Annotated in this window: 25 protein-coding genes; 23 read left to right on the forward strand and 2 right to left on the reverse strand. The window is 37.0% G+C overall.

Annotation, left to right across the window (positions count from 1 at the left end; genetic code table 11):
* Positions 1-6: 6 nt before the first annotated feature.
* The 12 genes from AAHF87_RS04475 to AAHF87_RS04530 all read left to right on the forward strand — a co-directional run bounded on the left by AAHF87_RS04475 (position 7) and on the right by AAHF87_RS04530 (position 11,071).
* Positions 7-594 (forward strand): superoxide dismutase, encoded by a 588-nt coding sequence (locus AAHF87_RS04475; RefSeq protein ID WP_342147299.1) that lies wholly within the window; start codon positions 7-9, stop codon positions 592-594.
* Positions 595-609: 15 nt separating this feature from the next.
* Positions 610-1,809, forward strand: a complete 1,200-nt coding sequence (locus AAHF87_RS04480) for an aspartate aminotransferase family protein (RefSeq protein ID WP_342147301.1) — start codon at positions 610-612, stop codon at positions 1,807-1,809.
* Between the two features lie 8 nt (positions 1,810-1,817).
* Positions 1,818-2,975: a PLP-dependent aspartate aminotransferase family protein gene (locus tag AAHF87_RS04485; protein WP_342147303.1), complete on the forward strand. Its 1,158-nt coding sequence runs from the start codon at positions 1,818-1,820 to the stop codon at positions 2,973-2,975.
* A gap of 282 nt (positions 2,976-3,257) precedes the next feature.
* On the forward strand, positions 3,258-3,539 hold the full coding sequence (locus AAHF87_RS04490; RefSeq protein WP_342147305.1) for a hypothetical protein: 282 nt from the start codon (positions 3,258-3,260) through the stop codon (positions 3,537-3,539).
* A gap of 12 nt (positions 3,540-3,551) precedes the next feature.
* Entirely contained in the window at positions 3,552-4,592 is a 1,041-nt protein-coding gene (locus AAHF87_RS04495) for a tRNA (5-methylaminomethyl-2-thiouridylate)-methyltransferase (protein WP_342147307.1), read from the forward strand.
* A gap of 38 nt (positions 4,593-4,630) precedes the next feature.
* Positions 4,631-4,858 (forward strand): sulfurtransferase TusA family protein, encoded by a 228-nt coding sequence (locus tag AAHF87_RS04500; RefSeq protein ID WP_342147309.1) that lies wholly within the window; start codon positions 4,631-4,633, stop codon positions 4,856-4,858.
* Positions 4,859-5,983 (forward strand): cation diffusion facilitator family transporter, encoded by a 1,125-nt coding sequence (locus AAHF87_RS04505; RefSeq protein ID WP_342147310.1) that lies wholly within the window; start codon positions 4,859-4,861, stop codon positions 5,981-5,983.
* Entirely contained in the window at positions 5,980-6,765 is a 786-nt protein-coding gene (gene xth / locus AAHF87_RS04510; RefSeq protein WP_342147311.1) for an exodeoxyribonuclease III, read from the forward strand. Before AAHF87_RS04505 ends, xth begins: the two co-directional genes overlap by 4 nt.
* A 9-nt stretch (positions 6,766-6,774) precedes the next feature.
* A complete protein-coding gene (hspQ, locus tag AAHF87_RS04515) occupies positions 6,775-7,095 on the forward strand; it encodes a heat shock protein HspQ (protein ID WP_342147312.1) in 321 nt (106 codons plus the stop codon).
* Between the two features lie 47 nt (positions 7,096-7,142).
* The gene (locus AAHF87_RS04520; protein WP_342147314.1) at positions 7,143-7,634 is read left to right on the forward strand and encodes a SixA phosphatase family protein; all 492 of its coding nucleotides are present in this window, start codon (positions 7,143-7,145) and stop codon (positions 7,632-7,634) included.
* Positions 7,627-9,435: a tetratricopeptide repeat protein gene (locus AAHF87_RS04525; protein WP_342147315.1), complete on the forward strand. Its 1,809-nt coding sequence runs from the start codon at positions 7,627-7,629 to the stop codon at positions 9,433-9,435. The genes AAHF87_RS04520 and AAHF87_RS04525 overlap by 8 nt, the downstream gene beginning before the upstream one ends.
* Positions 9,436-9,541: 106 nt before the next feature.
* Positions 9,542-11,071 carry a PhoPQ-activated protein PqaA family protein gene (locus AAHF87_RS04530; RefSeq protein WP_342147317.1) on the forward strand — a complete coding sequence of 510 codons (1,530 nt, stop codon included), beginning with the start codon at positions 9,542-9,544 and terminating at the stop codon, positions 11,069-11,071.
* Between the two features lie 87 nt (positions 11,072-11,158).
* Here the strand turns inward: AAHF87_RS04530 and AAHF87_RS04535 are convergent, their stop codons facing one another.
* The gene (locus AAHF87_RS04535) at positions 11,159-11,713 is read right to left on the reverse strand and encodes a c-type cytochrome (RefSeq protein ID WP_342147318.1); all 555 of its coding nucleotides are present in this window, start codon (positions 11,711-11,713) and stop codon (positions 11,159-11,161) included.
* A 221-nt stretch (positions 11,714-11,934) separates the two neighbouring features.
* Here AAHF87_RS04535 and yihA point away from each other — a divergent pair, with 221 nt between their 5' ends.
* From yihA to AAHF87_RS04590, 11 genes are all read left to right on the forward strand, one after another.
* Positions 11,935-12,537: a ribosome biogenesis GTP-binding protein YihA/YsxC gene (yihA, locus tag AAHF87_RS04540; RefSeq protein ID WP_342147320.1), complete on the forward strand. Its 603-nt coding sequence runs from the start codon at positions 11,935-11,937 to the stop codon at positions 12,535-12,537.
* Positions 12,538-12,654: 117 nt separating this feature from the next.
* On the forward strand, positions 12,655-14,649 hold the full coding sequence (locus tag AAHF87_RS04545) for an OPT family oligopeptide transporter (RefSeq protein ID WP_342147321.1): 1,995 nt from the start codon (positions 12,655-12,657) through the stop codon (positions 14,647-14,649).
* Positions 14,650-14,854: 205 nt separating this feature from the next.
* Positions 14,855-16,591, forward strand: a complete 1,737-nt coding sequence (locus tag AAHF87_RS04550; RefSeq protein ID WP_342147323.1) for an ABC transporter permease — start codon at positions 14,855-14,857, stop codon at positions 16,589-16,591.
* A gap of 9 nt (positions 16,592-16,600) precedes the next feature.
* A complete protein-coding gene (locus AAHF87_RS04555; RefSeq protein WP_342147325.1) occupies positions 16,601-17,914 on the forward strand; it encodes a nitrate/sulfonate/bicarbonate ABC transporter ATP-binding protein in 1,314 nt (437 codons plus the stop codon).
* A gap of 57 nt (positions 17,915-17,971) precedes the next feature.
* Positions 17,972-18,943: a KpsF/GutQ family sugar-phosphate isomerase gene (locus AAHF87_RS04560; RefSeq protein WP_342147327.1), complete on the forward strand. Its 972-nt coding sequence runs from the start codon at positions 17,972-17,974 to the stop codon at positions 18,941-18,943.
* Between the two features lie 158 nt (positions 18,944-19,101).
* On the forward strand, positions 19,102-19,671 hold the full coding sequence (lptC, locus tag AAHF87_RS04565) for an LPS export ABC transporter periplasmic protein LptC (RefSeq protein WP_342147329.1): 570 nt from the start codon (positions 19,102-19,104) through the stop codon (positions 19,669-19,671).
* An 11-nt stretch (positions 19,672-19,682) separates the two neighbouring features.
* Complete coding sequence (gene lptA, locus AAHF87_RS04570) at positions 19,683-20,225, forward strand: lipopolysaccharide transport periplasmic protein LptA (RefSeq protein ID WP_342147330.1); 543 nt, start codon at positions 19,683-19,685, stop codon at positions 20,223-20,225.
* Complete coding sequence (gene lptB / locus AAHF87_RS04575) at positions 20,222-20,947, forward strand: LPS export ABC transporter ATP-binding protein (protein WP_342147332.1); 726 nt, start codon at positions 20,222-20,224, stop codon at positions 20,945-20,947. The genes lptA and lptB overlap by 4 nt, the downstream gene beginning before the upstream one ends.
* 201 nt (positions 20,948-21,148) lie before the next feature.
* Complete coding sequence (gene hpf / locus AAHF87_RS04580; RefSeq protein WP_342147333.1) at positions 21,149-21,484, forward strand: ribosome hibernation-promoting factor, HPF/YfiA family; 336 nt, start codon at positions 21,149-21,151, stop codon at positions 21,482-21,484.
* A gap of 20 nt (positions 21,485-21,504) precedes the next feature.
* Positions 21,505-22,872: an adenylosuccinate lyase gene (purB, locus tag AAHF87_RS04585; protein ID WP_342147335.1), complete on the forward strand. Its 1,368-nt coding sequence runs from the start codon at positions 21,505-21,507 to the stop codon at positions 22,870-22,872.
* 61 nt (positions 22,873-22,933) lie between these two features.
* The gene (locus tag AAHF87_RS04590) at positions 22,934-23,680 is read left to right on the forward strand and encodes a YiiX/YebB-like N1pC/P60 family cysteine hydrolase (RefSeq protein ID WP_342147337.1); all 747 of its coding nucleotides are present in this window, start codon (positions 22,934-22,936) and stop codon (positions 23,678-23,680) included.
* 46 nt (positions 23,681-23,726) lie between these two features.
* Here AAHF87_RS04590 and clpB read toward each other — a convergent pair whose 3' ends face one another.
* A complete protein-coding gene (gene clpB, locus AAHF87_RS04595; RefSeq protein WP_342147339.1) occupies positions 23,727-26,330 on the reverse strand; it encodes an ATP-dependent chaperone ClpB in 2,604 nt (867 codons plus the stop codon).
* Between the last annotated feature and the right edge of the window lie 131 nt (positions 26,331-26,461).

A 26,461-nucleotide genomic window follows, 5' to 3' on the forward strand; every position in this document is an offset into this window, starting at 1 on the left:
ACTCCCATGAAACATGAGTTACCCCCATTACCTTACGCCTTGGATGCCCTGGATCCAGTTATTTCAAAGGAAACCCTAGAATACCATTATGGAAAGCATCATAAAGCTTACGTCGATAAACTTAATGAATTAATCCCTGGCACGGAGTTTGAATCTTTACCCCTGGAAAATATTATTAAAAAAGCCCCTAAAGGCCCCATTTTTAATAATGCTGCTCAAGTCTGGAATCATACCTTTTATTGGCATTGTATGACACCAGCAGCATCAAAAAATAAATTAAAAGGACCTTTAGAGGAGGCTATCAAGCAATACTTTGAATCTGTCGACAAATTTAAGGAAGCTTTTGTTAAAGCTGCTATCGCTCAATTTGGTTCAGGATGGGCTTGGTTAATAAAAGATGATGAGCAAGGATTGAAGATAGTAACTACCGGCAATGCAGAAACCCCGATACGTGATGGAAAATCCTGCTTATTCACATGTGATGTATGGGAGCATGCTTACTATATTGACTACCGCAATGCTCGCCCAAAATATTTAGAAAAATTTTGGGAAATAGTGAATTGGGGTTTTATTGCCGAAAATTTTGAAAAATAACAAGAAAGTAGAAAAATGAATAAAACATCGGCTTTGATGCCTATTTACCCAAATCGATTACCTATTGCCTTTGAAAAAGGTTCTGGGATTTGGCTTATCGACACCCAAGGAGAAAAATATTTAGATGCTTTAGCGGGTATTGCAGTATGTGGTTTAGGCCATGCTCATCCAGCAATTACTGAAACGATTTGCAAGCAAGCTGCAAAATTAATTCACACCTCTAATACTTATCATATTCCTGAACAAGAAATATTAGCTTCTGAGTTAGCACGTATATCCGGCATGGATCAAGTTTTTTTTTCTAATTCGGGTGCGGAATCTAACGAAGCAGCTATCAAAATTACGCGGCTTTATGCGCGTAAAAAAGGAATCGAGCAGCCCATCATTATCGCCATGAAAAATGCCTTTCATGGTAGAACCATGGCAACTCTCAGCTTATCAGGTAGTGAGCGTTTACAAATTGGCTTTGAACCTTTACTAGAACGTTTTATTCATATTCCGTTTAATGATGTTGCTGCATTAGAAAATGCTATAAAAGAACACAAAAAAAATATAGTTGCCATTATGTTAGAGCCTATTCAAGGAGATGGTGGGATTAAAGTAGCCACGCCTAATTTTTTACAAGCTATTCGAAATTATTGTGATCAATATGACTGGCTTATGATACTCGACGAAATACAAACCGGTCTTTGTCGTACTGGACCTTGGTTCGCCTATCAATCCTATAATATTTTTCCTGATGTAATGACCATTGCTAAAACCTTAGGCAATGGCTTTCCTATTGGAGCTTATTGTTCTCGCGGCAAAGCAAATAATATTTTTCCAATTGGAAAACATGGTTCTACTTTTGCAGGTAGCACATTAGCTTGTGCTGTCGCAATCACAGTTATTAATACTTTAGAAAAAGAAAATTTGTCTGCGCATGTAAAAAAAATTGGGGCTTATTTAAGCGCTAAGCTAGAAAGTATTTTTGCTAAACATCCACATGTACTCGCTATAAAAGGGCAAGGGCTTATGATCGGTGTTGAACTCGATGCAGAATGTCGTAATATCCCAAAAATTGGATTAAAACATCGTTTACTTTTTAATGTTGTTTCTAATAACACCATACGCCTACTACCTGCTTTAATTTTACAAGAAGCTGAAGCGGATGAAATTTGTCAACGCTTAGTTAAAACTGTAGATGAATTTTATAATTCATCGTCATCCTTATGAAAAATAGTATGAAAAAATTGGATTTTGCTACGCGCTGCATCCATGCAGGACATATACCTGATCCGAGTACGGGTGCTTTAATCACACCTATATACGCAACTTCTACTTACGCTCAAAAAAGCCCAGGCATACATCAAGGCTTTGAATATTCCAGAACCCAAAATCCTACGCGATTTGCTTACGAACGTTGTATTGCCGATTTAGAGAATGGTCGTGCTGGGTTTGCTTTTGCCTCTGGAATGGCCGCCATTAATACACTACTTGAACTCTTAAACCCTGGCGATCATGTCATAGGCATGGACGATTTGTATGGCGGCACCGTACGCTTATTTAATCAGATTAAGCAACGATCCTCGGATTTAAGTTTTTCATATGTCGATATGACTGATTTAAATAATTTAAGCAAACACATCAAACCCGAGACTAAATTATTATGGATGGAATCCCCAACTAATCCCTTATTAAAATTAGTTGATATAGAACAAGCAGTCAAAATTGCTCGTCAACATAAATTGATCACTGTACTTGACAATACCTTTGCTACTCCTTGGATTCAACAACCCTTAACACTAGGCTGTGATCTCGTTGTTCATTCTGCCACTAAATATTTAAATGGACATTCCGATATGGTCGGAGGCATTGTAGTTGTAGGTGAGAATGCTGAATTAATCGAGAAAATAACCTATTTACAAAATGCTATGGGAGCCATACAAGGTCCTTTTGATAGCTTTCTTGCCTTGCGAGGTTTACATACTTTAGCTTTACGTATGCAAAGACATTGTGAAAACGCATTAAAAATTGCTCAGTTTTTAGAACAACATAATAAGGTTGAAAAAGTTTTTTATCCTGGCTTAGTCAGTCATCCTCAATATGAATTAGCTAAAAAACAAATGCGACGCAGCTTCGGAGGTATTGTGAGTTTTGTATTAAAAGGTGGCTTAGAAGAAACACGTCGCTTTCTTGAGCTTTGTCATTTGTTCACACTGGCAGAAAGCTTAGGCTGCGTAGAAAGTCTGGTTGATCACCCTGCGATTATGACACATGCAGCTTTGCCAATAGAGACTCGTGAGCGCCTTGGAATTACTGATAGTTTGCTGCGCTTATCAGTAGGAATAGAAGACGCGCAAGATCTTATTGATGATCTTGATCACGCATTAACATTCTAAAAACATTTATAAATATAATGAAAAAAAATACATTTCTAATCCTTTTCTTTGCATTATTTATATCCGCTTGTTACCTACCTCCAAATACATTAGATAGCTCGAATAACCCGCAAAGCAACCCTTTTAAAATAAATCCGAATACACACCTACCAGTACTTCCTCCTGGTTTTGGCCCTAGGCAGGGGCCTTCAATAAAACCGCGAAACGGCCAATACCCTGCGAATTATTATAATAGACAGCCCTATTCATCTTTTAATTCACCTATTTCACAGAAAAACTTTAATGAATAAAAGTAAATTTTTATTACTTTTTTTTTCATTATTTTTTTCGGCTTGTCATTCAAGCTTAGATCAGGATAGTTTAATCTCCTCAGATAATTGGCCATTTACTTTTAAAGTTACGCCAGGTAAAGCTAAAACTCCTGCAAGTATAATGCCAACAGGATTTGGTCCCATCAGAGGGCCTTCCATACCATCCGATACAGAAAATTCTTTTAGCAAAGATCTAAGCAAATGTCGAAATAATTTGCTGAATCAACAAATACATTTTGAATTTAATTTTTGAATGGTTCCAATTATGAAAAAAGCAGTTGCTCTAATTTCTGGCGGCTTAGATTCTATGCTTGCCGTGCGTGTAATCCAAGAACAAGGAATTTATGTTGAAGGCATTAATTTTTATACTGGATTCTGTATTGAAGGCCATACACATGCCATACGTAATTCTGAGCACGCAAAACCCAAACGTAACAATGCTTTGTGGGCTGCAGAACAATTAGGAATTAAATTACATATTATTGATATTATTCAAGAATATAAACAAATAGTCTTGAACCCTAAACACGGTTACGGTGCCCATCTCAATCCTTGTCTCGACTGTAAAATTTTCATGGTTAGCAAAGCCAAACAATGGATAGAGCAACATCAATTTGATTTTATTATTACCGGCGAAGTCATTGGCCAACGGCCAAAATCCCAACTTAAAAAAAATATGCCCATAGTGGCACATGAATCTAAAGCTGACGATATCTTATTACGGCCATTGTGTGCCAAATTATTGGCGCCGACTTTGGTAGAACGTGAAGGATGGGTAGATCGTGAAAAACTTCATGGGTTTTCGGGTCGTACTCGTGGTCCACAATTTGATTTAGCCAAGAAGTTTGATTTTCAAGAATATGCACAGCCGGCTGGAGGCTGTTGTTTTTTAACTAATGGTCACTACACACAAAAACTTAGAGATCTTTGGAAACACCGTGGGAAGAAAGACTACGAATTCGACGATATCATCTTGCTCAAAGTAGGTCGACATATTCGGCCTAATTCCGATTTTAAACTCATTATTGGCCGGGATGAAGGTGAAAATCATTTTCTGGAAACCTTTCAGCATCAATATACTTCGATAAAGCCCATTAGCCATTTAGGCCCTTTAAGCTTAATTGATGGTAAAATTGATGCTGAATTCATCTATTTTGCCGCACAAATCGCTGCACGCTTTACCGATGCTAAATCCAATGATAAGGTGATTTTGGAAATTAACTCATTAAGTGGTTCCATTCAGACAGTACAGGTTAACCCTTTTACTGCAGATCAAATCCCTAAAGAATGGTATATTTCTGGCTAATTTTTATAACTTTAGACTATCTACAGAAAGCGAACATTATGACTCATCAATTAGATGCTCGACGTCTACTCTGTCCTTTACCTGTGATTAAGGTACAAGAGTGCGTAAAAACATTAAAATCAGGTGACATTTTAGAGATTGTATGCACTGATAAAGGTAGCCTTTCTGATATTTCAGCTTGGTGTCGCATCCATGGTCATTATTTATTATCAAGTAACACTCAATGTCGAGAAATTTTCATGGCGATACAAATAGGTAGCTGCTAAATGAATACTTCTCGCTATCAACAAACACGCTTTATCGCATTATGGGGTGGATTAAAAAACATTCTATTAGCCGTACTAAAAATAGTCTTTGGTATTCTTGGCCATTCTCATGGGTTACTAGCGGATGGAATTCATTCTTTATCGGACTTAATTGTTGATAGTGTTGTTATTGTTGCCGCAAAATTTGGCAATAAAGCAGCTGATGAAGATCACCCTTACGGGCATGGCCGTATCGAAACTGCTGCTACGGTTTTATTAGCATTAATTTTAGCTATTGCAGCATTTGTTATTATTATTAATGCTTTTATTACTATCGCTGCCGCCCACGTCATTATTCCGCCTTCTCAAATTGTTTTATGGATTGCTCTCAGTTCAGTTCTACTCAATGAGCTACTTTACTTTTGGACCAAGCGCGTTGCAAACCACATTAAATCTAGGCTCTTAATGACCAATGCCTGGCATCATCGTAGTGACTCGTTTTCTTCTATAGCTGTTGCTTTAGGTGTAATTGGAGCTTGGCTAGGTTTCCCTAAATTGGATGCCGTTGCAGCTATTATTGTAGGCTTAATGATTCTAAAAATAGCTTGTGATTTTGGTTGGCATAGTATTCGCGAGTTAGTTGATACCGCTCTCAGCATAGAAGAAACTGAAAAAATAAAATTATTTATAAAAGAAATCCCGGGTGTAAAGGCTATTCATCAATTGCGCACGCGCTCAATTGCCGGATCCATCTTTTGCGATGTTCACGTTTTAGTTGATCCATCCATTAGTGTGTCAGAAGGGCATTATATCGGCCAAGAAGTCGATAAGCGCTTAATTGCATCATTTCCAGATATTACCGATGTTACCGTTCATATTGATACCGAAGATGATGAATTAATTAACCCCTCTTATAATTTACCTGATCGAGCTACCTTACAAAAGATTCTTGAAAAGCACTGGCATGGTTTACTCCCTGAAATGGCTATTAAAACTGCTGCATTTCATTATTTGGATGGTAAAATCACCATTGACTTGAAATTACCTATTATATTTAGCGACCAAGGTGATTTAGAAACTAAGTTAAAAAAAATTATAGCCACAGAAAACTTTATCGCCGATATAAAAATTTTTTATTATAAATGAGTAAACTACTTAAAATTGCGACTTGGAATGTTAATTCACTACGCGTCCGTTTAGAACATGTTTTAGCTTGGCTAAGCTCATATCAGCCGCATCTACTTGCCGTGCAAGAAACAAAAGTTGAAAATCAACATTTTCCTGAAGAGCCATTCAAAAAAGCCGGTTACCATGTCTTATATAATGGCCAAAAGACCTATAATGGCGTTGCTTTCATTAGTCGCATTCCCATGCAAAATGAAGTGACTTTCTTGCCCGATTTTGATGACACTCAACGACGTATATTGGTTGTCAATATAGGATCCTTGCGTATTGTGAATATTTATGTGCCTAATGGTTCAAATCTAGATTCTGAAAAATTTATTTATAAATTACGATGGCTAAAGCAACTAAAAATCTATTTACAACAAGAATTAAGCCACCATCCACATTTAATCGTATTAGGGGATTTTAATATCGCCCCAGAAGATAAAGATGTCCATGATCCACAAATGTGGCAGGGTAAAGTATTGGTTAGCCCCGAGGAACGCAAAGCTTTAAAAGATATATTGGCCTTAGGCTTAAAAGATAGTTTTCGATTATTTAATAATGAATCTGGTCATTACACATGGTGGGATTATCGAGCCGGAGCTTTTCGGCGGAATCATGGTTTACGCATTGATCATATATTAACTAGCGATGCCTTAGTTCCCCAATGTATTGCTTGTGAAATGGATAAAGAAATACGACTGTGGGATAAACCATCGGATCACGTTCCCATCATAGCAACTTATCAAAATATCAGCTAGGATTTATTTATGATGGAGCCTATAAAAGCACGTTTTGGAATCGGAGAAATTGTACAGCATAGTTTGTTTGGTTATCGCGGCGTCATTGTTGACGCAGATGCAGGTTTTCAAGGAGATGATGCTTGGTATAGCAAAAACGCACCAGGAAATCCTCCTAAAAATCAACCTTGGTATCATATTTTAGTGCATGGTTCCGTCCATCATGCTTATGCAGCCGAAATGAATCTAACTAAGGATGATACACTGGATCCGGTTGAACACCCTGAATTAGATTACTTTTTTGATAATTTTAAAAATGGTATCTATCACCGTCGTCGATATAATAATTGATTGAAGAATGCTATCGCTAGCTAATAAAAACTAGAGCTCTTGCATATATGGAAAATTTGACGCTCATTCGACATGCCGAAACGCATCCACCACAAGCTTTTGAAAGGGATAAAGATCGTATTCTTACTCAAAGAGGTCTTCATCAAATCGAGAATATCTCAAAGCAATTAAAAGAAAAAAATTGTTTACCAGACTATTTAATTTGCAGCCCAGCAAAAAGAACCCTACAAACAGCCCAATTTCTTTGCGAAAAGCTGGAAATAAACCCTAAACTCATTAACCTTAGTCCAATACTTTACTCAGGCGATACCGAAGCAATTTTAAAATCAATTTCTTTGCTAAGCCCCCGCCCCCACGTCTTCATAATTGGCCACAACCCCACATTAAGTAGTTTAGCCCATAGGCTATGCCCAACAACAAAATCTGTTATTTTGCCTACCGCAGGCGTAATTTCGCTAGGTTTTGATATCAAAACGTGGGATGATTTACCCAATAAGCAAGGAAAGCTGCTCTTTTTTATTGAGCCAAAGTATGAATGAAAACAACAAATCTTGCGAACTGGGCACTGAATTAAGCCTATTAAACCCGATCAATCTCGCGGTAAGCACCCATGAAACTGGACCCCAGCCTCAAATTGAAAATCCGCCTATTGAAATTTTTTTTCAGCAAGCATTAAATGCCCACGATGCGGGCGATATAAAATATGCTAAAGATGTATATGAATATATATTGAGCTTACAACCTGAGCATGTAGAAGCTATCCATGCCTTAGGCCTGCTTGCTGCAGAACTGCAACAATGGGACACTGCGATTGCTTGGACACAAAAAGCTTTATCTATCCAACCCAAATCAGCGCGTTTTCATCTTCATTTAGCAAACATCTTTAAAAATATTAACCAACTCGAATTTGCACTCACTCATTATCAAGCTGCTTTGCGCTTGAATCCACACTATGCTGAAGCTCATAATAATTTAGCGGGTTTATTTTATAAACAAAATCAATTAAATCTAGCTCGTCAACATTATGTGCAAGCCATCGACCTAAAACCAGACTATCTGGATGCACATTTTAATTTAGGTTTAGTATTTTTAGCTCAACAAGAAAAAAATGCTGCGGTAAAGCAATTTAAAAATGTATTAAGCTTACATCCAAATTCTATTCAAGGGCACTGGCAGCTCGCCAATATTTATTGGCACGTTCGGAATCTAGAAAAAGTTCACTATCATTATCAAAAAATTTTAGATCTCGATCCTAATTCAGTAGAACTATTAAATAATTTCGCTGTCTTAATGTTAAAAAAAGAACAGATAAACTTGGCCATAGATTATTTTAAACGTGCACTCGTTATCGATCCTAAGCACAAAACTGCAAGAAATAATCTTGCGGCCGTTCTACTACAGAATAATCAATTGAAAGAAGCCATATGGCATTATTCTTTATATCTAAATTTAGAGCCTTTGGACACCGAAGCTCTTTTTAACCGTGCCCACAGCTTAATGTTGACCGGTCAATTAAATGACGCCGTACAGGATCTAAAAAGAATTTTGACTATTGATGACAAGCATATAGATGCGCATTGTAATCTTGCTGCCATTCATCTAAAACTAAAAGACCGTCTTACGGCTTTAACTCATTATCAAATCATTTTAAATCTAAACGATAAACATGCTATTGCCAATTATATGGTCAGTGCGCTCAGTCAACAATCGATACCTGACAGTGCACCTCTAGAATATGTTAAAAATTTATTTGACAACTATGCTTTTCAATTTGATACACATCTGCAGAATATTTTACTCTATAAAACACCTGAATTACTTCGCAAATTGTTAAATCCCTTTATAAAGGATAAAAACTATAATCTGCTTGATCTGGGCTGTGGCACTGGTCTTAGCGGTCAATGTTTTAGTGATATTACAAAAAAAATCACTGGTATGGATATTTCAAATAATATGCTTAATAAAGCAAAAGAAAAAGCCTGTTATGATATTTTAATAGAAAAAGATATTTTGAATGGCATTACTGAATTAGCAGAGGATTTTGACCTCATTTTGTGTATCGATGCATTAGTATATTTTGGTAATCTTAGTGAGTTTTTTGAAAAAATAATACTTTGCTTACATGCAAATGGCTTATTAGCTTTCTCCGTTGAACTAGCCGGTGAACCTATCTCTTCTTATATTTTGCAAACTAATGGGCGTTACCAACATACTGAAATTTATGTACGCGAATTAGCCGAAAAAAATCAATTAAAACTTTTAAACTATGCAAATGTGGTAGGGCGTCAACAAGACAGCCAAGCAATTCAAACAGGCTTATTTATTTTCCAAAAAATATAATATATTCTTCACACTTGAATAAATGTCCGTTAAACTCGCAGTCCTTCATAGGCTCTTGTCAAAATATAATTGCTGTAAATTTAGTAAATCTGCAACCTTAAAAATTATGAATATCTACGCAAAAAAATTAACTTGGCTAATTTGTTCTTTTTTATTCATTTATCCCGCAATAAAAACTTACTCCTTTCCTTTAGATTTAAAAAAATGTGAAAATTCTAATTACCTATTACTACACCCCCATCAAGTACTACTTTGTGCTGCAAGGGTATTACCCACACTCTCTGCGCAGTTAAATTACCTAGGCGAAGAAAAAACAACTCAATATACCCAATATAAATATAATTTTACATCCATCACTTGGCCTAAAATTTTTCAGCACAGTGTTTTGGATGTTGTTAAACCCAATATTTGGAAACATGAAATAGATATTTTTGTTCCCAAAGAAAATCCTAATGTCAATACGGCTGCTCTTTATATTACGGGTGGATATAACAATCCTAAAATAATAAGCAACAATTCTCCTGATAAAATTATCAGCCAATTAATTCAGCATAATATCGTCATTGTACTTAAAGATAATCCAAATCAATACTTAACTATCAATGGCAAACAATTAAAAGAAGATGAGATTATTGCCTTTACATGGAATCGTTTCATTCACAATCCCAAATTATCTTATTTTCCTTTACATATTCCTATGGCAATTGCTGCACAGCAAGCCATGACCTTAGCACAAAATATATTACAACAGCAGCATATACGCATAAATCATTTTGTGGTTATAGGCGCTTCAAAACGAGGCTGGGCCACATGGTTAACTGCATTACTTGATCACAGAGTCATTGCCATGATTCCAATTGTGGTTGATGTCTTAAATCTAAAAAAACAAATTCCACATATTTATAAAGTTTATGCACAACATTGGCCAATAGCATTAAACGATTATAATGTTCAACATATCCCTGAATATGCGAATCCTAATAATATTTTTTATTCGAATTATTTAAAATTATTGCAATTAGAAGATCCATTTACTTATTTTAGTATCGCGCCTTATCAAAAAAAGCTAGCAGAAATGTCCAAATATATTGTTAATGCCAGTGGAGATGATTTCTTTCCTCCAGACAGCTCCCAATATTACTACGCTGCATTATCAGAAAAGAAATTGTTATTTTATTTACCAAATTCTGGACATTATATAGGGTATTCACCTTCAATCTCACAATTAGCTTCCACACTGGCTGCTTTTTATAAAAGAATTATTTCTCATCAAGCTTTGCCGGTAATTACCTGGAATAGAACTGCAGATGAATTAAATATTCATTATTCAGAAAAACCTTCAAAAATTATATTGTGGTCCGCAGAAAATTTACTTACACGAGATTTTCGATATTCCTGCGCAGTTCATTATCGGCCTATTGACATAGTGGCAAGTCAGAAAGCTTCCAAAATAAACATTACAACTCCTAAACAAGGTTGGAGAGCTACGTACATTGAGTTAGATTTTCCTGATGGCTTAAGAGCAAGTACACCCATTTTTATATCTCCTAATACTTTCCCTAAAAAAAATCAAATTATGCCATCGCACGGAATGTGTCTGTTGATTAATCCTGAAAATGAAAATACTGCTAAATAAATGTTAGGTTCTATCTCTAAAGTGATGACTGTAATCATCGGCAAGGCAAAAACTGCAGATGGCTACAAGGGTACTTTAGAGCAGAACCTAAGAATATAAACCTGAAATATAATTAGATACCGCAATAATTTCTGTATCACTCATTTTTTTGCTAATTATTGGCATCATTTGATGTTTATCATTCTTGCGCTTGCCGTCACGAAATGCTCTTAATTGTGTAGCAATATATCGAGCATGTTGTCCACTTAAACGAGGAAATCCGGCCGGTGGATTTCCTAAACCCGCAGGGCCATGACAAGCTAAACAAGCTGGGATTTTTTTATTCGAATCTCCTCCACGATAAATTCTTTGCCCCAAAGGAAGTAAATTAGCCCGCGCGGTGTCGATAGTTCCTGATAAACTTGCATAGTAGTCTACAATTTTGCTTCTTTCCTTTTCCGACAATGCGCCCAATAATGAATTCATTATTGGATTATCACGTCCATGCTTCACATTTGGTTGAAAATCCTGCATTTGCTTCATCAAATAGTTAGCGTTCTGACCCGCTAATTTTGGCCAATTTTCATTGGCTGTGGAATTTCCATGCTTACCATGACAAAGCTCACATCCAGCGATGATATCATTGAATGTTTTTTTTACCATTTTGGCATCACTCGGCGAAACCACCAGTAAAAAAAAGAATATAAAGAAAAATGCATTTTTGTAATCAAACATATGAAAACTTTTTTGGGTACTTTGGGGAAAACAGTTGATATTGCTAAGTGCTATTATTTAGTTTATAGTTTTGCCAGGCTTTGATAAACCATAAAAATAATATAAAGGCCAGGGAATTTTTCTTTTTTTAATTTAAGCGGAAGATAACTTTGAGTTCCCATGTCTTTCCACTTACTGTCTTTTTAAAAAGCGTAGCTCAATTAGATCAACTGCCCGTAGATCAAGGCGCAGAAATTGCATTTATTGGGCGTTCCAATTCTGGAAAATCTACAGCAATTAACTCAATTACTGGAAAAAAGGGCTTAGCCAAAACGAGTAAAACTCCAGGGCGTACTCAATTATTAAATTTTTTTCAGATCGATGAACACCTACGTTTAGTCGATCTTCCCGGTTATGGCTTTGCCAACGTCCCCAATGATAAAAAAGCGGATTGGGAGAAAACAATTGCCACTTATCTAAAAATTAGAAAATCTTTAAAAGGGCTGGTTATCACTATGGATATCCGCCACCCACTTAAGGACCGAGATCAAGCCATGCTAACTTGGGCTTCTCATTATCAAATACCGGTATATATCCTTCTAACTAAAGCAGATAAACTAACAAGAAATCAAGCTATAAATGCTTTAAAATCGACGACCCAGCAATTGGCAATGCTTAATAAACCTTTTGAAATACAAACCTTTTCAGCAACTAAATCTATTGGTCTTGAAACCGCCCGACGTAGGATTTTAAATTGGTTATACTCAGAATAAACCAGAATTTTTTTTCTAATGGTCTCCCAGAAACTTCTCTTTTTCTTACATCAATTTTTTGACCTATACGACACAATGTGATAAATAAAATGATTACTAAAAAAAACTTCGGATTTCATGTCATCACAACCCTCTGAAATAAGTTTTCGCGCCATTATATTGGCCATTCTACTCGCGGTCATTCTGGCTGCAGCAAACGCCTATTTAGGCTTGAAGGTCGGCTTAACCATTTCCGCATCTATACCAGCAGCTATTCTTTCTATGGGCATCCTACGTTTTTTTAAAAACTCTTCCATACTTGAGAGTAATATTGTTCAAACAGGAGCCTCTGCAGGCGAAGCATTGGTCGCAGGTACAGCATTTATTCTCCCCGCCTTAATTATTCTCCACTACTGGCAACATTTTGATTATTGGCAAACGGTAATAATTTCCCTGACCGGTGGAATTTTAGGAATCTTGTTTTCTATCCCTTTACGACGAGTTTTATTAGCCGATCCTACATTGCGCTTTCCTGAAGGTACCGCCATAGGTCAAGTTTTAAAAATCAGTCAAGAAGAGGGAAAAGGAAACCTTAAAGAGATAATCCAAGGCGGACTTTTAGGTGCTTTTGTGGCACTTTTTCAATCAGGCTTCCAAATTATCGCAGATAATTTTCCATTATGGTTTAAAGCAGATAATAAATTTATTTTTGGGTTTACGTTTGGTTTTGAACCTGCATTATTGGCAGCTGGATACATAGTCGGTATTGGCGTAGCGCTAAGTACATTACTCGGCGTGGCAATCGGATGGATAATTGGAATTCCCATTTTTAGTTATTTACATCCTCTCTCAATGGCGACTACTCAATCTGCTAGCAACTTAGCCAATAGCATTTGGCAATCCAGTATACGTCCAATTGGCGTAGGAACTATGTTAGTGGGTGGTTTATGGACAATGATATTACTCATCAAACCTATTATTAAAGGCGTACACTCATCTTTTATCTCGTTAAGAACCATTAAGGAAAGCGGTTATAGATCCTTACCTAAGCATGAACGGGATATACCCATTAATTATACTTTAGCTTTATTAGGTATTTTAATATTGCCTTTAGCGTATATTTTATTCAGCTTTATAAATCATCCTGCCTTGGGATTAACGAGTACTATCCAAATAGTAACTTTAATTATCGGGATTGTTTTTATTTTAATCACTGGGTTCTTTTTTTCTTCGCTATGTGGCTATTTCGCCGGACTTATAGGAAGTAGCCAAAGTCCAATTTCAGGTGTCTCTCTTTCGGTACTGTTGTTCGCATCTCTTACATTACTTGCTATTTTTAGTTGGGCCCCTGGCTTTACTCACGATACGAAGCATTTACTTGAAGGGGAAGGCTTAGCAATTATTATAGGAACGCTGGTCAGCAGTAGCTGCTCCATTACTAATGATACTATTCAGGACCTAAAAGCAGGACAAATTGTCGGCGCAACTCCCTGGAAACAACAGGTTATATTAATTTTAGGTGTCGTTGTCTCTGCTTTAATTTTAGCGCCCACATTAGAATTACTATTTAATGCTTATGGAATTGGTGGCATTTCTCCTCCCGGACGACATATGGATCCCACTCAAATGTTATCAGCTCCTCAAGCTACACTTATGGCGAGCTTAGTTGCTGGCGCGTTTAAACATAACTTACCCTGGAATTTAATTAGCATTGGTTTTGTTGTTGCTATTTTTTGCATTGTCATTGACCGAATATTGCAAAAACGCGGTATGAGCTTGCCGGTATTGGCAGTCGGTATCGGTATTTACCTTCCCTTAGATACCTCATCTGGATTAATTTTGGGTGGTCTCGCTTCCTATTTCGTAGAAAGAACATTGACTAAACGACACCCCATGCAAACACAAAAATCAGCCGACAATATCGCAAGGCAGCGCGGCCTCACTTTAGCCTGTGGTTTGGTAGCTGGGGCATGTTTAATGGGTGTGGTATTAGCGATTCCTTTTACTTTAGCAGAATCTACCGATGTATTACGTCTTATGCCTAAACATTTTACCTTGCTAGCTAGCCTATTTGGAGTGCTATCAACATTGAGTATTTTAGGGTGGATCTATCGTTCAGTCTGTAAAAATTAAATCTATTAAATTACATATTGACAAAATAAAAAAAACGAACTAGGCTCCCGCTGAATTTCAGGGGGTAAATATATGCCTCCCCTAGTTTAACTTATTCAAATTTTTTGGATTTTTGAGCGGCAACGCAGAAAAAAATTCAAGAATGAAGAATAAAGACTAGTGGGGGCAAATATCTACCTCCCCAAAACTAAATGGGGGTAGGTCCATGTCAACATTCTACAATAGATTTTCTTTTAGGAATTCATTTAAAATCCTTCCGAATGGCTGGGATTTAGTTGCCTTTATTATAGTGCTCGGTATGCTTGCAGCCTTTGTTTGGGCAGGCAAACAAATGACTGCACCCTATCAAGTCGGACAAACCTTAGCTTTATCCTTAGATCCTCATCAGTTACCTAAATATGCTTTGTTTACCGTATTACGTTTATTTACGGCCATGGCGTTTTCTCTGTTATTCACCTTTACTGTGGGAACTTTAGCCGCAAAAAATAAACGTGCTGCGAGTATCATCATCCCTTGCATTGACATCTTGCAGTCTGTACCTGTGATTGGTTTGTTATCTATTACCATCGTAGGATTTATCGCTTTATTTCATGGAAGTCGGTTAGGTCCTGAAGCAGCAGCAATTTTTGCAGTTTTTACTGCACAAGTATGGAATATCACACTCAGTTTTTATCAAAGCCTACGCTCGGTACCTACTGAATTGAAAGAAGCTGCTGATATGTTTCACTTATCTGCCTGGCAACGTTTTTGGCGGCTTGACGTTCCTTTTAGTATGCCTGGACTACTATGGAATATGATGATGTCTATGTCAGGCAGCTGGATTTTCTTAATTGCATCGGAAAGCATTTCTGTCAATAATCAAACGATAGTACTACCTGGTGTCGGCTCTTACCTAGGACTTGCCATTAGTCAGGCCAGCATTTCGGGCGTGATTTACACTATTCTTACTATGCTCATTGTCATTTTGCTTTATGATCAACTCCTTTTCCGACCTTTATTAAATTGGTCAAAAAAATTTACCTTTGAGCAAGTTAGTCAAGAATATGTTTCTCGTTCCTGGGTTACCGTACTATTACAACAAACCTATATTTTAAAATATTTAGGTCGTTTTCTTGGTAAATTAGGCGATTCCATCGTCAATATTTCTTTTACTAAAAATATAAACAAGAAAGTTATAATCAAAAAATCTGACTCTAATAAATCCATCGAAATTATTTGGTATAGCTGTATTACACTAATGGTGGCTACATCACTTTGGCTATTACTGCATTTTATTTTAACGCATATTTCTTCACATGAGTTAATTCACGTACTATTTTTAGGTTGTGTAACGGCATTAAGAATCATTACCATTATTTTAATAGCTAGTATTATCTGGATTCCCATCGGGGTTTTTATAGGATTAAATCGTCGTATTGCAGAGTGGGCACAACCCGTCGCACAATTTTTGGCAGCATTTCCCGCTAATGTATTATTTCCGGTAGCAGTTATTTTAATTTTAAGATATCACTTAAATATCGAGATATGGTCTACACCATTATTATTATTAGGCACGCAATGGTACATTTTATTTAATATAATCGCCGGTACTGCCGCCTTACCAGAAGATCTTAAAGAAGCAACCAGCAACTTTGGTGTCAAAGGATGGCAATGGTGGCGTCGTTTAGTTTTACCCGGAATTTTTCCTCATTGGATCACAGGGACAATTACCGCAATTGGTGGTGGTTGGAATATGACTATCTTAACGGAAGTAATCAGTTGGGGCTCTACTACACTTACTGCAACTGGACTGGGCGCTTATATTGCGAAATCGACTGATGCCGGAGATTTTCCTCGCGTGGCGCTTGGAATGGCCATGATGAGTGTATTTGTATTAGTTATGAACCATTTAGTTTGGCGACCACTTTACAATTTAGCTCAATCACGCTACCGATTAGACTGAGGGGATATCATGAATAAAAAATCCATTTTTACTGTAAAAGATATCAGTAAATCGTTTAAAAAAGCTGAACAACAAGAATTATTAGTCCTTGATAGGGTTAATTTTCAACTTTATGAAGATGAGATTGTTGCACTATTAGGCAAGTCCGGTTCGGGGAAATCTACGTTATTACGCATTATTTCCGGTCTTTCTGATCCTAGCAGCGGCACAGTCACTTACCGTGACCAGGTAGTCAATGGACCAGTACAAGGGATGGCAATGGTTTTTCAAAACTTTGCGCTCTTACCTTGGTTAACCGTCTTAGAAAATGTTGAATTAGGTCTAGAAGCATTACGTGTTCCACGAGATGAACGTAGAACACGATCTTTAAAAGCTATCGATATTATCGGCCTGGATGGATTCGAATCTGCTTACCCAAAAGAATTATCCGGTGGTATGCGTCAACGAGTAGGTTTTGCACGCGCATTGGTTATTAATCCCGATGTGTTATTAATGGATGAACCTTTTTCGGCCTTAGATGTGCTGACTGCTGATAATCTTAAGAGCGATCTGCTCGATTTATGGGAAGCTAAACAAACGGGGACTCGCGGAATCTTATTTGTAACGCACAACATTGAAGAAGCTGTTTTACTCGCTAACCGTGTCATTGTATTTGATAGCGATCCGGGCACTATCCGAGCAGAATTAACCATTGATTTACCTTATCCACGAACTGAGCAAAATCCTGAATTTCGAAACTATGTCGATCAAATATATTCCCTAATTACTCGCCAAATGGATGAGCGTAAGAAATTATTGCTTAAAGAACAGCTTCCTCGCATCACCGATATAGGTTATCGCCTTCCGGATGCTGATATTTCCGAATTGACAGGTTTACTTGAAACTTTAGATCAATCTGAATACCAAGGTCATGTGAGTTTACCTGAGCTTACTGAATCACTACATTTAGATGTCGATGATTTATTTCCATTAACTGAAGTATTGGACATTCTCGGTTTTGCTCACGTCAACAATGGCGAATTAATTTTAACTGAAGCTGGAAAATTATTTGCTAATGCTGATATTTTAGAACGAAAAAAAATATTTGCTGCTCATTTATTACGTTATGTACCTTTAGCAAAGCATATACGACAGGTTCTCGAAGAAAGACGTACAACCGGTCAGAGGGCCACTAGAGAACGTTTTTTAAATGAATTAGAGGATTATTTGAGCGAAAAAGAAGCTGAACGCGTTCTGCGCACTGTGATTGATTGGGGTCGTTACGCAGAGTTATTTGCCTATGCTAACAATACTGGCATGCTTAGCTTAGAAAATCCAAATTAAAAAACACTGAAGTCATCAAACAATATTTCATTCTAATTTTCCCTATGGTTAAAATTTATGCAGACTAAAAAATTTTCTGAATCCGCTCGAAAAGTAATTGAGACCGAAGGGATAGCCATTTTGAGTTTATTAAAGCAAATTAACTCCAGTTTTGAACGGGCATGTGAATTACTTTTAAATTGCCAAGGTCACATTGTTGTCATTGGAATTGGAAAATCAGGCCATATCGGGAATAAAATCGCTGCTACTTTAGCCAGCACAGGGAGTCCCGCTTTTTTTATTCATGCCGCAGAAGCGAATCATGGTGATCTAGGCATGATAAACTCTAAAGATGTGGTTCTTGCCATTTCTCATTCTGGGGAAACGGATGAGCTCATCAGTATTCTTCCTACACTTAAACTACTGAATATCCCTTTTATACTGATGACTGGAAACCCCCTCTCTACCCTAGCGCAACAAGCGACCGTCACCATCCCTATAGCTATAGAGCAAGAAGCTTGTCCGTTGGGCTTAGCACCAACATGTAGTAGTACCGCATCATTAGTCATGGGCGATGCTATCGCCATATCTCTGCTCAATATTCGTGGCTTTAGCAGTGATGACTTTGCCAAGGTTCACCCAAAAGGGCAATTGGGTCGACGTTTATTATTAAAAGTAGCGGATATTATGCATACTGGATCAGCGGTTCCAAACGTAAAATCCGGGACCGCTTTAGTTCAAGCCCTATATGAAGTTTCACAAAAAAGACTGGGAATGACTTTAATTACTGACAATAACCAACATCTACTCGGTATTTTTACTGATGGAGATCTCAGACGAGCAATAGATCAGGGGTTGAATCTTCAAACCACTTTGGTCGATCAAGTCATGACGTCTAATAGTAAAACAATTAATAAAGATATACTGGCTGCTGAAGCTTTACGAATAATGGAAGATAACAAGATTACTACTTTAATTATCGTGGACAAAGAAAAAAAACCTCTCGGAGTAGTGCATATTCATGATATCCTGAGCCAGAGAATCACTTAATATAATCTTCGCACTTGACATTGTCTGTGTATCGCGGGGATCGCAACCCTCATGGTTACTGTATATACCAGATTGTTGCTCGAACAGCGCTTGTCAAAAACCTAATGCTGTGACTATACATTTACTTAGATCTGCTTGTTTAAACTATATTCAATAGTATGTTTTCTAAAACACTATTCACTAATCTTATTCTTATTTCGCTTATTTTATTAGGTACGTGGTATACATGGTTACAGCTGACTAGGTCTGAAAACTCTACTGTTATAGGAAATCAACCTGACGCCTACGCGACTAAGGTCATAATTTATCACATTGATAAATCAGGTAAGCTTTATGATCAATTAGACACTCCTTTGTCCGTCCATTATCCCTCAGACGATAGTATTGCTCTCACCACACCTATTTTTACTTTATTTTTGAAAAAAAAAGAATCATGGCAACTTTCATCTCGTTATGGCAAACTGAAAGAGGATAAAGATCTTCTACAGCTTTGGGATAATGTCAAACTTGAACAAAAACAAGGATCAGCCAATAAAACTGTCTCGACCCTAACCACGTCCACTTTAGATATTCATCTTAAAGAAAAAACAGCTGAAACGTCCGCACCTGTCGTAATAACTCAGATTAATCAAGAAATACATGCTGTAGGACTACATGCTAATTTTAATACCAAAACGATACGGCTTTTATCTCAAGTGAAGGGCCAACTCAAACCTGCAAAAAATTGATGAGGTTTAAGATGTGGATTCAAGATTGCTTGAAAAAAAAACCACTCAAAACAAATAAAGCCTATTTATATTATCTACTCCTGATAATAGCAAGTTCCCCTATCGCCTTATATGCTCATCCAAAAGATATGGAACAAACCATCTATTTTGAGTCTGATACTTTGTCATATAATAATGAGACAAAATTAGGAATCTATCAGGGGCATATTAAGTTAACTCAAGGATCGGGAGTGCTCACTGCAGACTATGCCACCAGTTACGCCGACCAAGATGGTCAAGTCACCAAAATAATCGCTACCGGTAATCCAGCACGTTATCGCGCACTTATATTTGCTAATCGACCTAAGTTAATTGCTACTGGAAATACGATCTATTATTATCCACAAAAAGACTGGCTAGAAGCTGTGGGTAATGCCGAGATTGTACAAGGACAAAATCATGTTAAAGGCCCGCAAATTAACTATGATTTTAAAAAGAAAACCGTCGGTTCCCCTATCTCAAAAGAAGGGCATACTCAAATACTAATAGCTCCATTGCAACCTGTAAGCTCATGAGTAAATTACATGCTATAAATTTGGCCAAGCGTTACCATTCCCGGGTTGTGGTCAAAAATGTTTCTCTAGAACTAGTAACCGGGGAAGTAGTAGGTTTGTTAGGCCCTAATGGCGCTGGAAAAACCACCAGCTTTTACTTAATCGTGGGTCTAGTTGAAAGTGCACAAGGTAAAATTTTATTAGATAATCATAATATTACGCATTTGCCCATGCACGCCCGTGCTAAGGCCGGCATCGGTTATTTACCTCAAGAACCTTCTATATTTCGTAAATTATCTGTTGCCGATAATATCCTTGCTATACTCCAATTACGTAAAGATCTTTCCAAAGAACAACGTAAACAACATCTCGAAAATCTACTTCATGAATTCCACATTACACATATCCGCGATACGTTAGGGATTAGTTTATCGGGGGGTGAACGTCGTCGTGTAGAAATTGCTCGCGCTTTGGCCATGGAACCAAAGTTCATGCTATTAGATGAGCCTTTTGCAGGAATTGATCCTATTTCTGTCGTTGATATTAAGCGCATGATTATTCATCTTAGCCGACGTGGTATCGGTGTTTTAATTACCGATCATAATGTTCGAGAAACCCTTACAATTTGTAAACGCGCTTATATAGTGAGTGAAGGGGAAACTATCTATGTGGGTACTCCAAAAGAAGTATTGAATAATCAACGTGTCAGGGAAGTCTATCTAGGCCATGAATTTGATCTATAGTCAAAGGGCTGGGTAAGGTATAATCAAATATACATTTCTGAAAAATATCAATGTATACTCACAGCAATTGGATTTTTGGCAAGGCGCCGCGAGAATGAGCAACCGGAGTGTATTCAAGATACATGAGGATTGCGAGTTAAGCGGCAACACAGACAAAATTTCAAGTGCGAAGAGTATTAGATTATAAAGGTAGAGGGTCTAATGCAAGTTACCATTACAGATGATGGCATTAAAGTTACTGACGCTTTAAAACAATATATACTCGATAAATTTAAACGACTGGAACGTATAACCCATAAAACTACAGCCATACATATCACATTAAGCCTTGAAAACTTAGCTCAAGTCGTTAAAGCCCTAGTCCATACGCATGGTACTGAATTTTACGCAAGTGCCGAAAACGAAAGTTTATACCCTGCTATCGATGATTTAGTTGATAGGATAGAACAGCAAATCAATAAACATAAACAAAAAATCAAAGAAAAACGACATGATCGATCAGAAAAATATGGTCCAGAAGAATCCGAAGAGCTGTAAATAAACTTACCGAGGCCTATGTGCAACTCAATTCTCTAACAGCAATTTCTCCTATTGATGGTCGTTACTCGGAAAAAACTGCTGGTTTGCGTCCTTTATGTAGTGAGTATGGTTTATTTTATTTTAGAGTAATCATTGAAATACGCTGGCTACAAACCCTTGCTGAACATTCTAACATCAAGGAGATTCCCGGATTTTCTACAGCAACTCAGCAACAATTGAATTGTATTATTGAAAATTTTAATTTGGAAGATGCCGAAAGGATTAAAACTTTAGAAAAAACAACTCGACACGACATTAAAGCAGTTGAATATTTTTTGAAAGAGAAACTAGCTAAAAATCCACAGTTAGTATCGATTCGTGAGTTTATACACTTCGGTTGCACTTCTGATGATATTAATAATTTAGCTTATGCTTTAATGCTTAAAGAAGTACGCGCTCAACATTTATTACCCGCAATTCAACAATTAATAATTTATTTAAAAAAATATTCACATCAATATGCTACGCATGCGATGCTGGGTCGTACACACGGCCAAGCTGCTGTTCCCACCACTATGGGTAAAGAGTTGGCTAATTTTACTCAACGCTTAATAGAACAGGAAAAACTATTTGCTGCAGTAAAAATCGTCGGTAAATTTAATGGTGCAATTGGTAATTACAATGCGCATCGTGTTGCTTATCCCGATATTAATTGGCCTGAACTTAGCAAAAAATTTGTGACCAGTTTAGATTTAGACTGGAATGCTTATACTACACAGATTGAGCCGCATGACTATATTGCAGAATATTGTGACAGTTTAAAACGAATTAATACTATATTAATTAATTTGTCTGCCGATTGTTGGGGTTATATTTCTCTGGGTTATTTTAAACAAAAAGCTAAGATAGATGAAGTAGGCTCATCTACTATGCCTCATAAAATTAATCCTATCGACTTTGAAAATGCCGAGGGAAATTTTAGCCTAGCCAATAGCCTATACCAACTTTTTTCCAATACCTTACCTATCTCTCGTTGGCAACGTGATTTAAGAGATTCAACACTACTGCGTAATCTTGGAACAGCATTTGCATACAATTTAGTTGCCTATAAAAGTTTATATTGTGGTTTAGAAAAAATTTCTATCGATGACACGCGATTACTAGAAGATCTCAATCACCATTGGGAAATATTGGCTGAAGCTATACAAACAATTTTAAGACGATATGGGGCTGAAATGCCTTACGAACAATTAAAGGCCTTAACACAAGGTAAAAAACTTAATCAAAAAACTCTTCATGAATTTATTAACAACCTAAAAATACCCGACGATATTAAACAAAGCTTACTCGAATTATCGCCTACTAGTTATTTAGGCTATGCAATCGAATTGGCACAAGCTATCTAAAATTTTAAACACCCAAATTGTTCTACGCGTCCTAGGCAAAAATTAAAATCCAGGATAATTTATGCAGATGGATTTAACTAATAAACTATTTAACTTTTTTTTTAAATGGCTTAATAAAGAAGTAGAAGCTCCTCAACCAATTCCATTAAGTGATTTTAATAAACTTCGTCAGGAACTACGCCCTTGTGATGTTTTGTTGATAGAAGGTCGTAATCGTATTAGTCAAATGATTAAAGTAATTACGCGCAGCTCCTGGTCACATGCCGCGCTATATCTTGGTCGTTTGTATGACATTGAAGATAAAGAGATGCAAAAAAAAATTACTGAATTTTACTCTGGCGATCCCAGTGAACAATTAGTATTTGAAAGCTTGCTAGGAAAAGGCGCTTTAATCTCTCCATTAAAAAAATATGAAAAAGAACATATTCGTATATGTCGCCCAAGAAATATTTCTTATCAAGAAGGACAAAAAATTATTGGTTATGCTATAAAAAAATTAGGCATAGAATATGATTTTAGATTAATTTTCGACTTAGGCCGTTTTTTAATGCCTTGGCCATTTTTACCGCGTAGATGGCACTCGACACTCTTTAATTACAAACCAGGGATGAGGACCAAAGAAAGTTGTTCTTCATTATTAGCTGAAGCTTTTCAATCGGTCAATTTTCCGATATTGCCATTATTAAAAAGTGATGGGAAAGGTCTTAAGCTATATAAAACTAACCCTAGGCTTTACTCACCGCGCGACTTTGACTATTCCCCTTATTTTGATATCATCAAATACCCCATGGATACTCTTCGCATTTGAATAAGTGCACGCTCAGCCCCCGAGCCTCATCTATCTTAAAAATTTTTTACTTTTTAGTTTTAGCTTTTGTTTTTTTTGCCGTTAATTTTATTTTCCCATCGGTATAGTCTACAAAAATTTTATCCCCTGGTAAGAATTTTTCTTCTAGCATATCTTTGGCAATCGGATTCTCCAATTCTTGTTGAATGGTACGTTTTAAAGGTCGCGCCCCATAAACAGGATCATAGCCCATTTTGGCAATGTGATTAACCGCAGCTGCACTGACTTCTAATTGTAAATCACGTTCATTCAGACGTTCGCGCAGTCTCTCTAATTGGATTGAAGTTATAGAGTGAATCTGTTTTTCAGTTAAAGCATGAAAAACAACTACCTCATCAACACGATTAATAAATTCAGGTCGAAAATGTTGTGCAATAATATCCATTAGCGTACTTTTTAATGCTGAGTAATCTTTTTTAGAGGTCAACTCTTGAATAATTTGTGAACCTAAATTTGACGTCATCACTATAACGGTATTACGAAAATCTACTGTGCGTCCCTGGCCATCAGTTAAACGACCATCCTCTAATACTTGCAATAAAATATTAAATACATCCGCATGCGCTTTTTCAATTTCATCCAGAAGGACTACGGAATAAGGTTTTCGACGAACTGCTTCGGTAAGATAGCCCCCTTCTTCATAACCTACATATCCTGGAGGAGCACCAATGAGACGCGCAACAGAATGTTTTTCCATAAATTCAGACATATCTAAACGCACCATCGCATCGTCAGAATCAAATAAAAATCCTGCTAGAGCTTTGCAAACTTCTGTTTTACCGACACCAGTAGGGCCTGAAAAAATAAACGATCCTATTGGACGCTTAGGATCCGATAAACCCGCACGGGAACGTCGAATAGCATTCGCTACAACTGCAATCGCTTCATCTTGACCCACTACACGTTGATGTAGCGCATCTTCCATATGTAATAATTTTTGTCGCTCGCCTTCTAACATTTTAGAGACGGGGATTCCCGTCCATTGCGAAACAATTTCCGCAATTTCTTTCTCGCTAACTTTATTACGAACTAATTGCGGTTCCTTGTTTTCCATTTTCTGAGCCGCCAGTAATTTTTTTTCTAATGCGGGAATTTGGCCATATTGTAATTCTGACATTCGATTTAAATCGCCCGAGCGGCGCGCTTTTTCTAATTCAAATTGTGACTTTTCAAGTTCACTTTTGATTTTTTGCTCGCCTTGCAAGGTCGCTTTTTCAGCTTTCCAAACCTCGTTGAGATCGGCATATTTTTTTGAAAGCTCGGTAATCTCATTTTCTAAAATTTCCAGTCTAATCTTAGAAGATTCATCGGTTTCTTTTTTTAAAGCTTCTCGTTCAATTTTTAACTGAATTAATCGTCTATCTAAACGATCAAGCTTTTCTGGCTTAGAATCGATTTCGATTCTAATTCGACTAGCGGCCTCATCGATAAGATCGATTGCTTTATCCGGCAAATTTCTATCAGAAATATAACGATGGGATAAAGTGGCTGCAGCAAGAATGGCTGAATCCATAATTTCTACGCCATGGTGAATCTCATAACGTTGCTTTAAACCACGTAAAATAGCTATAGTATCTTCAACACTCGGTTCATCCACTAGAATTTTTTGAAAACGTCGTTCTAATGCAGCATCTTTTTCGATATAATTTCTATATTCATTTAAAGTAGTTGCTCCGATACAATGTAATTGACCTCGTGCTAAAGCAGGTTTTAACATATTCCCTGCATCCATAGCGCCTTCTGCTTTCCCTGCACCGACCATGGTATGCAACTCATCAATAAATAAAATTATTTGTCCTTCTTGCTTTGCAAGCTCATTCAAAACTGCTTTTAAGCGCTCTTCAAATTCTCCTCGATATTTTGCTCCAGCAATTAACGAGCCCATATCTAAAGCAAGTAAACGTTTATTTCTTAGGCCTTCTGGAACTTCGTGATTAACAATACGTAGCGCAAGTCCTTCCACTACAGCGGTTTTACCCACGCCCGGCTCGCCAATAAGAACAGGATTATTTTTAGTTCGTCTTTGTAACACTTGAATAGTTCGACGTATCACATCGTCACGGCCGATAACTGGATCGAGTTTTCCTTGCGATGCCTGAGCTGTTAGATCAATTGTATATTTTTCCAAGGCTCCACGACGACCTTCTGCTTCAGGATCATTCACTGCTTCTCCACCTCGAATATCCTTTATTGATTGCTCTAGCAACGCTTTGCTAGCACCTGCTTTTCGTAATAGTTCGCCCAATATGCTCTTATCATCTATCGCTGCAAGCACAAATAATTCGCTTGATAAATATTCATCATTTCGTTGTTGTGCAAGCTTATCGGTTACATTCAGTAAACGAATAAGATTAGTAGAAGGATGAATTTCCCCAGGTATTGAAGCTTGCACTTTGGGTAAACGCGCAATGGCTTCATCCAAGTTTTTAGTTAATTGATTTAAATTAACATTAGCTTTGCTCAATAAAGGTTTGACCGTGCCATTCTCTTGCTGCAACAAAGCAGACATCAAATGGATAGGTTCAATAAAAGAATTATCTTGTCCTATAGCTAATGATTGAGATTCTGCTAAGGCATTTTGAAACTGACTAGTTAATTTATTAAGACTCATAAGATCCTCTAGTTATCACTCATCTAGCTTGATGTCTCCTAAATAGTTTAGTCTAATTAGAAAAAATCAAGTCGATTTTGGTAAAAATACTTACCCAACTATTTTAGACGAATAAATATAAGTCTAATTCT

This window comes from Rickettsiella endosymbiont of Aleochara curtula, assembly GCF_964030935.1.
GTDB lineage: Bacteria > Pseudomonadota > Gammaproteobacteria > Diplorickettsiales > Diplorickettsiaceae > Aquirickettsiella.

What these genes read in the sequence shown, in the direction of transcription:
- hpf (WP_342147333.1), top strand. Translation starts at nt 21,149, where the DNA reads ATGCAAGTTACCATTACAGATGATGGCATTAAAGTTACTGACGCTTTA.
- AAHF87_RS04535 (WP_342147318.1), bottom strand. Translation starts at nt 11,713, where the DNA reads ATGGTAAAAAAAACATTCAATGATATCATCGCTGGATGTGAGCTTTGT.
- AAHF87_RS04480 (WP_342147301.1), top strand. Translation starts at nt 610, where the DNA reads ATGAATAAAACATCGGCTTTGATGCCTATTTACCCAAATCGATTACCT.
- AAHF87_RS04505 (WP_342147310.1), top strand. Translation starts at nt 4,859, where the DNA reads ATGAATACTTCTCGCTATCAACAAACACGCTTTATCGCATTATGGGGT.
- AAHF87_RS04560 (WP_342147327.1), top strand. Translation starts at nt 17,972, where the DNA reads ATGCAGACTAAAAAATTTTCTGAATCCGCTCGAAAAGTAATTGAGACC.
- AAHF87_RS04485 (WP_342147303.1), top strand. Translation starts at nt 1,818, where the DNA reads ATGAAAAAATTGGATTTTGCTACGCGCTGCATCCATGCAGGACATATA.
- hspQ (WP_342147312.1), top strand. Translation starts at nt 6,775, where the DNA reads ATGATGGAGCCTATAAAAGCACGTTTTGGAATCGGAGAAATTGTACAG.
- AAHF87_RS04530 (WP_342147317.1), top strand. Translation starts at nt 9,542, where the DNA reads ATGAATATCTACGCAAAAAAATTAACTTGGCTAATTTGTTCTTTTTTA.
- lptC (WP_342147329.1), top strand. Translation starts at nt 19,102, where the DNA reads ATGTTTTCTAAAACACTATTCACTAATCTTATTCTTATTTCGCTTATT.
- clpB (WP_342147339.1), bottom strand. Translation starts at nt 26,330, where the DNA reads ATGAGTCTTAATAAATTAACTAGTCAGTTTCAAAATGCCTTAGCAGAA.
- AAHF87_RS04520 (WP_342147314.1), top strand. Translation starts at nt 7,143, where the DNA reads ATGGAAAATTTGACGCTCATTCGACATGCCGAAACGCATCCACCACAA.
- AAHF87_RS04590 (WP_342147337.1), top strand. Translation starts at nt 22,934, where the DNA reads ATGCAGATGGATTTAACTAATAAACTATTTAACTTTTTTTTTAAATGG.
- AAHF87_RS04495 (WP_342147307.1), top strand. Translation starts at nt 3,552, where the DNA reads ATGAAAAAAGCAGTTGCTCTAATTTCTGGCGGCTTAGATTCTATGCTT.
- lptB (WP_342147332.1), top strand. Translation starts at nt 20,222, where the DNA reads ATGAGTAAATTACATGCTATAAATTTGGCCAAGCGTTACCATTCCCGG.
- AAHF87_RS04555 (WP_342147325.1), top strand. Translation starts at nt 16,601, where the DNA reads ATGAATAAAAAATCCATTTTTACTGTAAAAGATATCAGTAAATCGTTT.
- AAHF87_RS04475 (WP_342147299.1), top strand. Translation starts at nt 7, where the DNA reads ATGAAACATGAGTTACCCCCATTACCTTACGCCTTGGATGCCCTGGAT.
- AAHF87_RS04500 (WP_342147309.1), top strand. Translation starts at nt 4,631, where the DNA reads ATGACTCATCAATTAGATGCTCGACGTCTACTCTGTCCTTTACCTGTG.
- AAHF87_RS04490 (WP_342147305.1), top strand. Translation starts at nt 3,258, where the DNA reads ATGAATAAAAGTAAATTTTTATTACTTTTTTTTTCATTATTTTTTTCG.
- xth (WP_342147311.1), top strand. Translation starts at nt 5,980, where the DNA reads ATGAGTAAACTACTTAAAATTGCGACTTGGAATGTTAATTCACTACGC.
- AAHF87_RS04550 (WP_342147323.1), top strand. Translation starts at nt 14,855, where the DNA reads ATGTCAACATTCTACAATAGATTTTCTTTTAGGAATTCATTTAAAATC.
- AAHF87_RS04525 (WP_342147315.1), top strand. Translation starts at nt 7,627, where the DNA reads ATGAATGAAAACAACAAATCTTGCGAACTGGGCACTGAATTAAGCCTA.
- lptA (WP_342147330.1), top strand. Translation starts at nt 19,683, where the DNA reads ATGTGGATTCAAGATTGCTTGAAAAAAAAACCACTCAAAACAAATAAA.
- AAHF87_RS04545 (WP_342147321.1), top strand. Translation starts at nt 12,655, where the DNA reads ATGTCATCACAACCCTCTGAAATAAGTTTTCGCGCCATTATATTGGCC.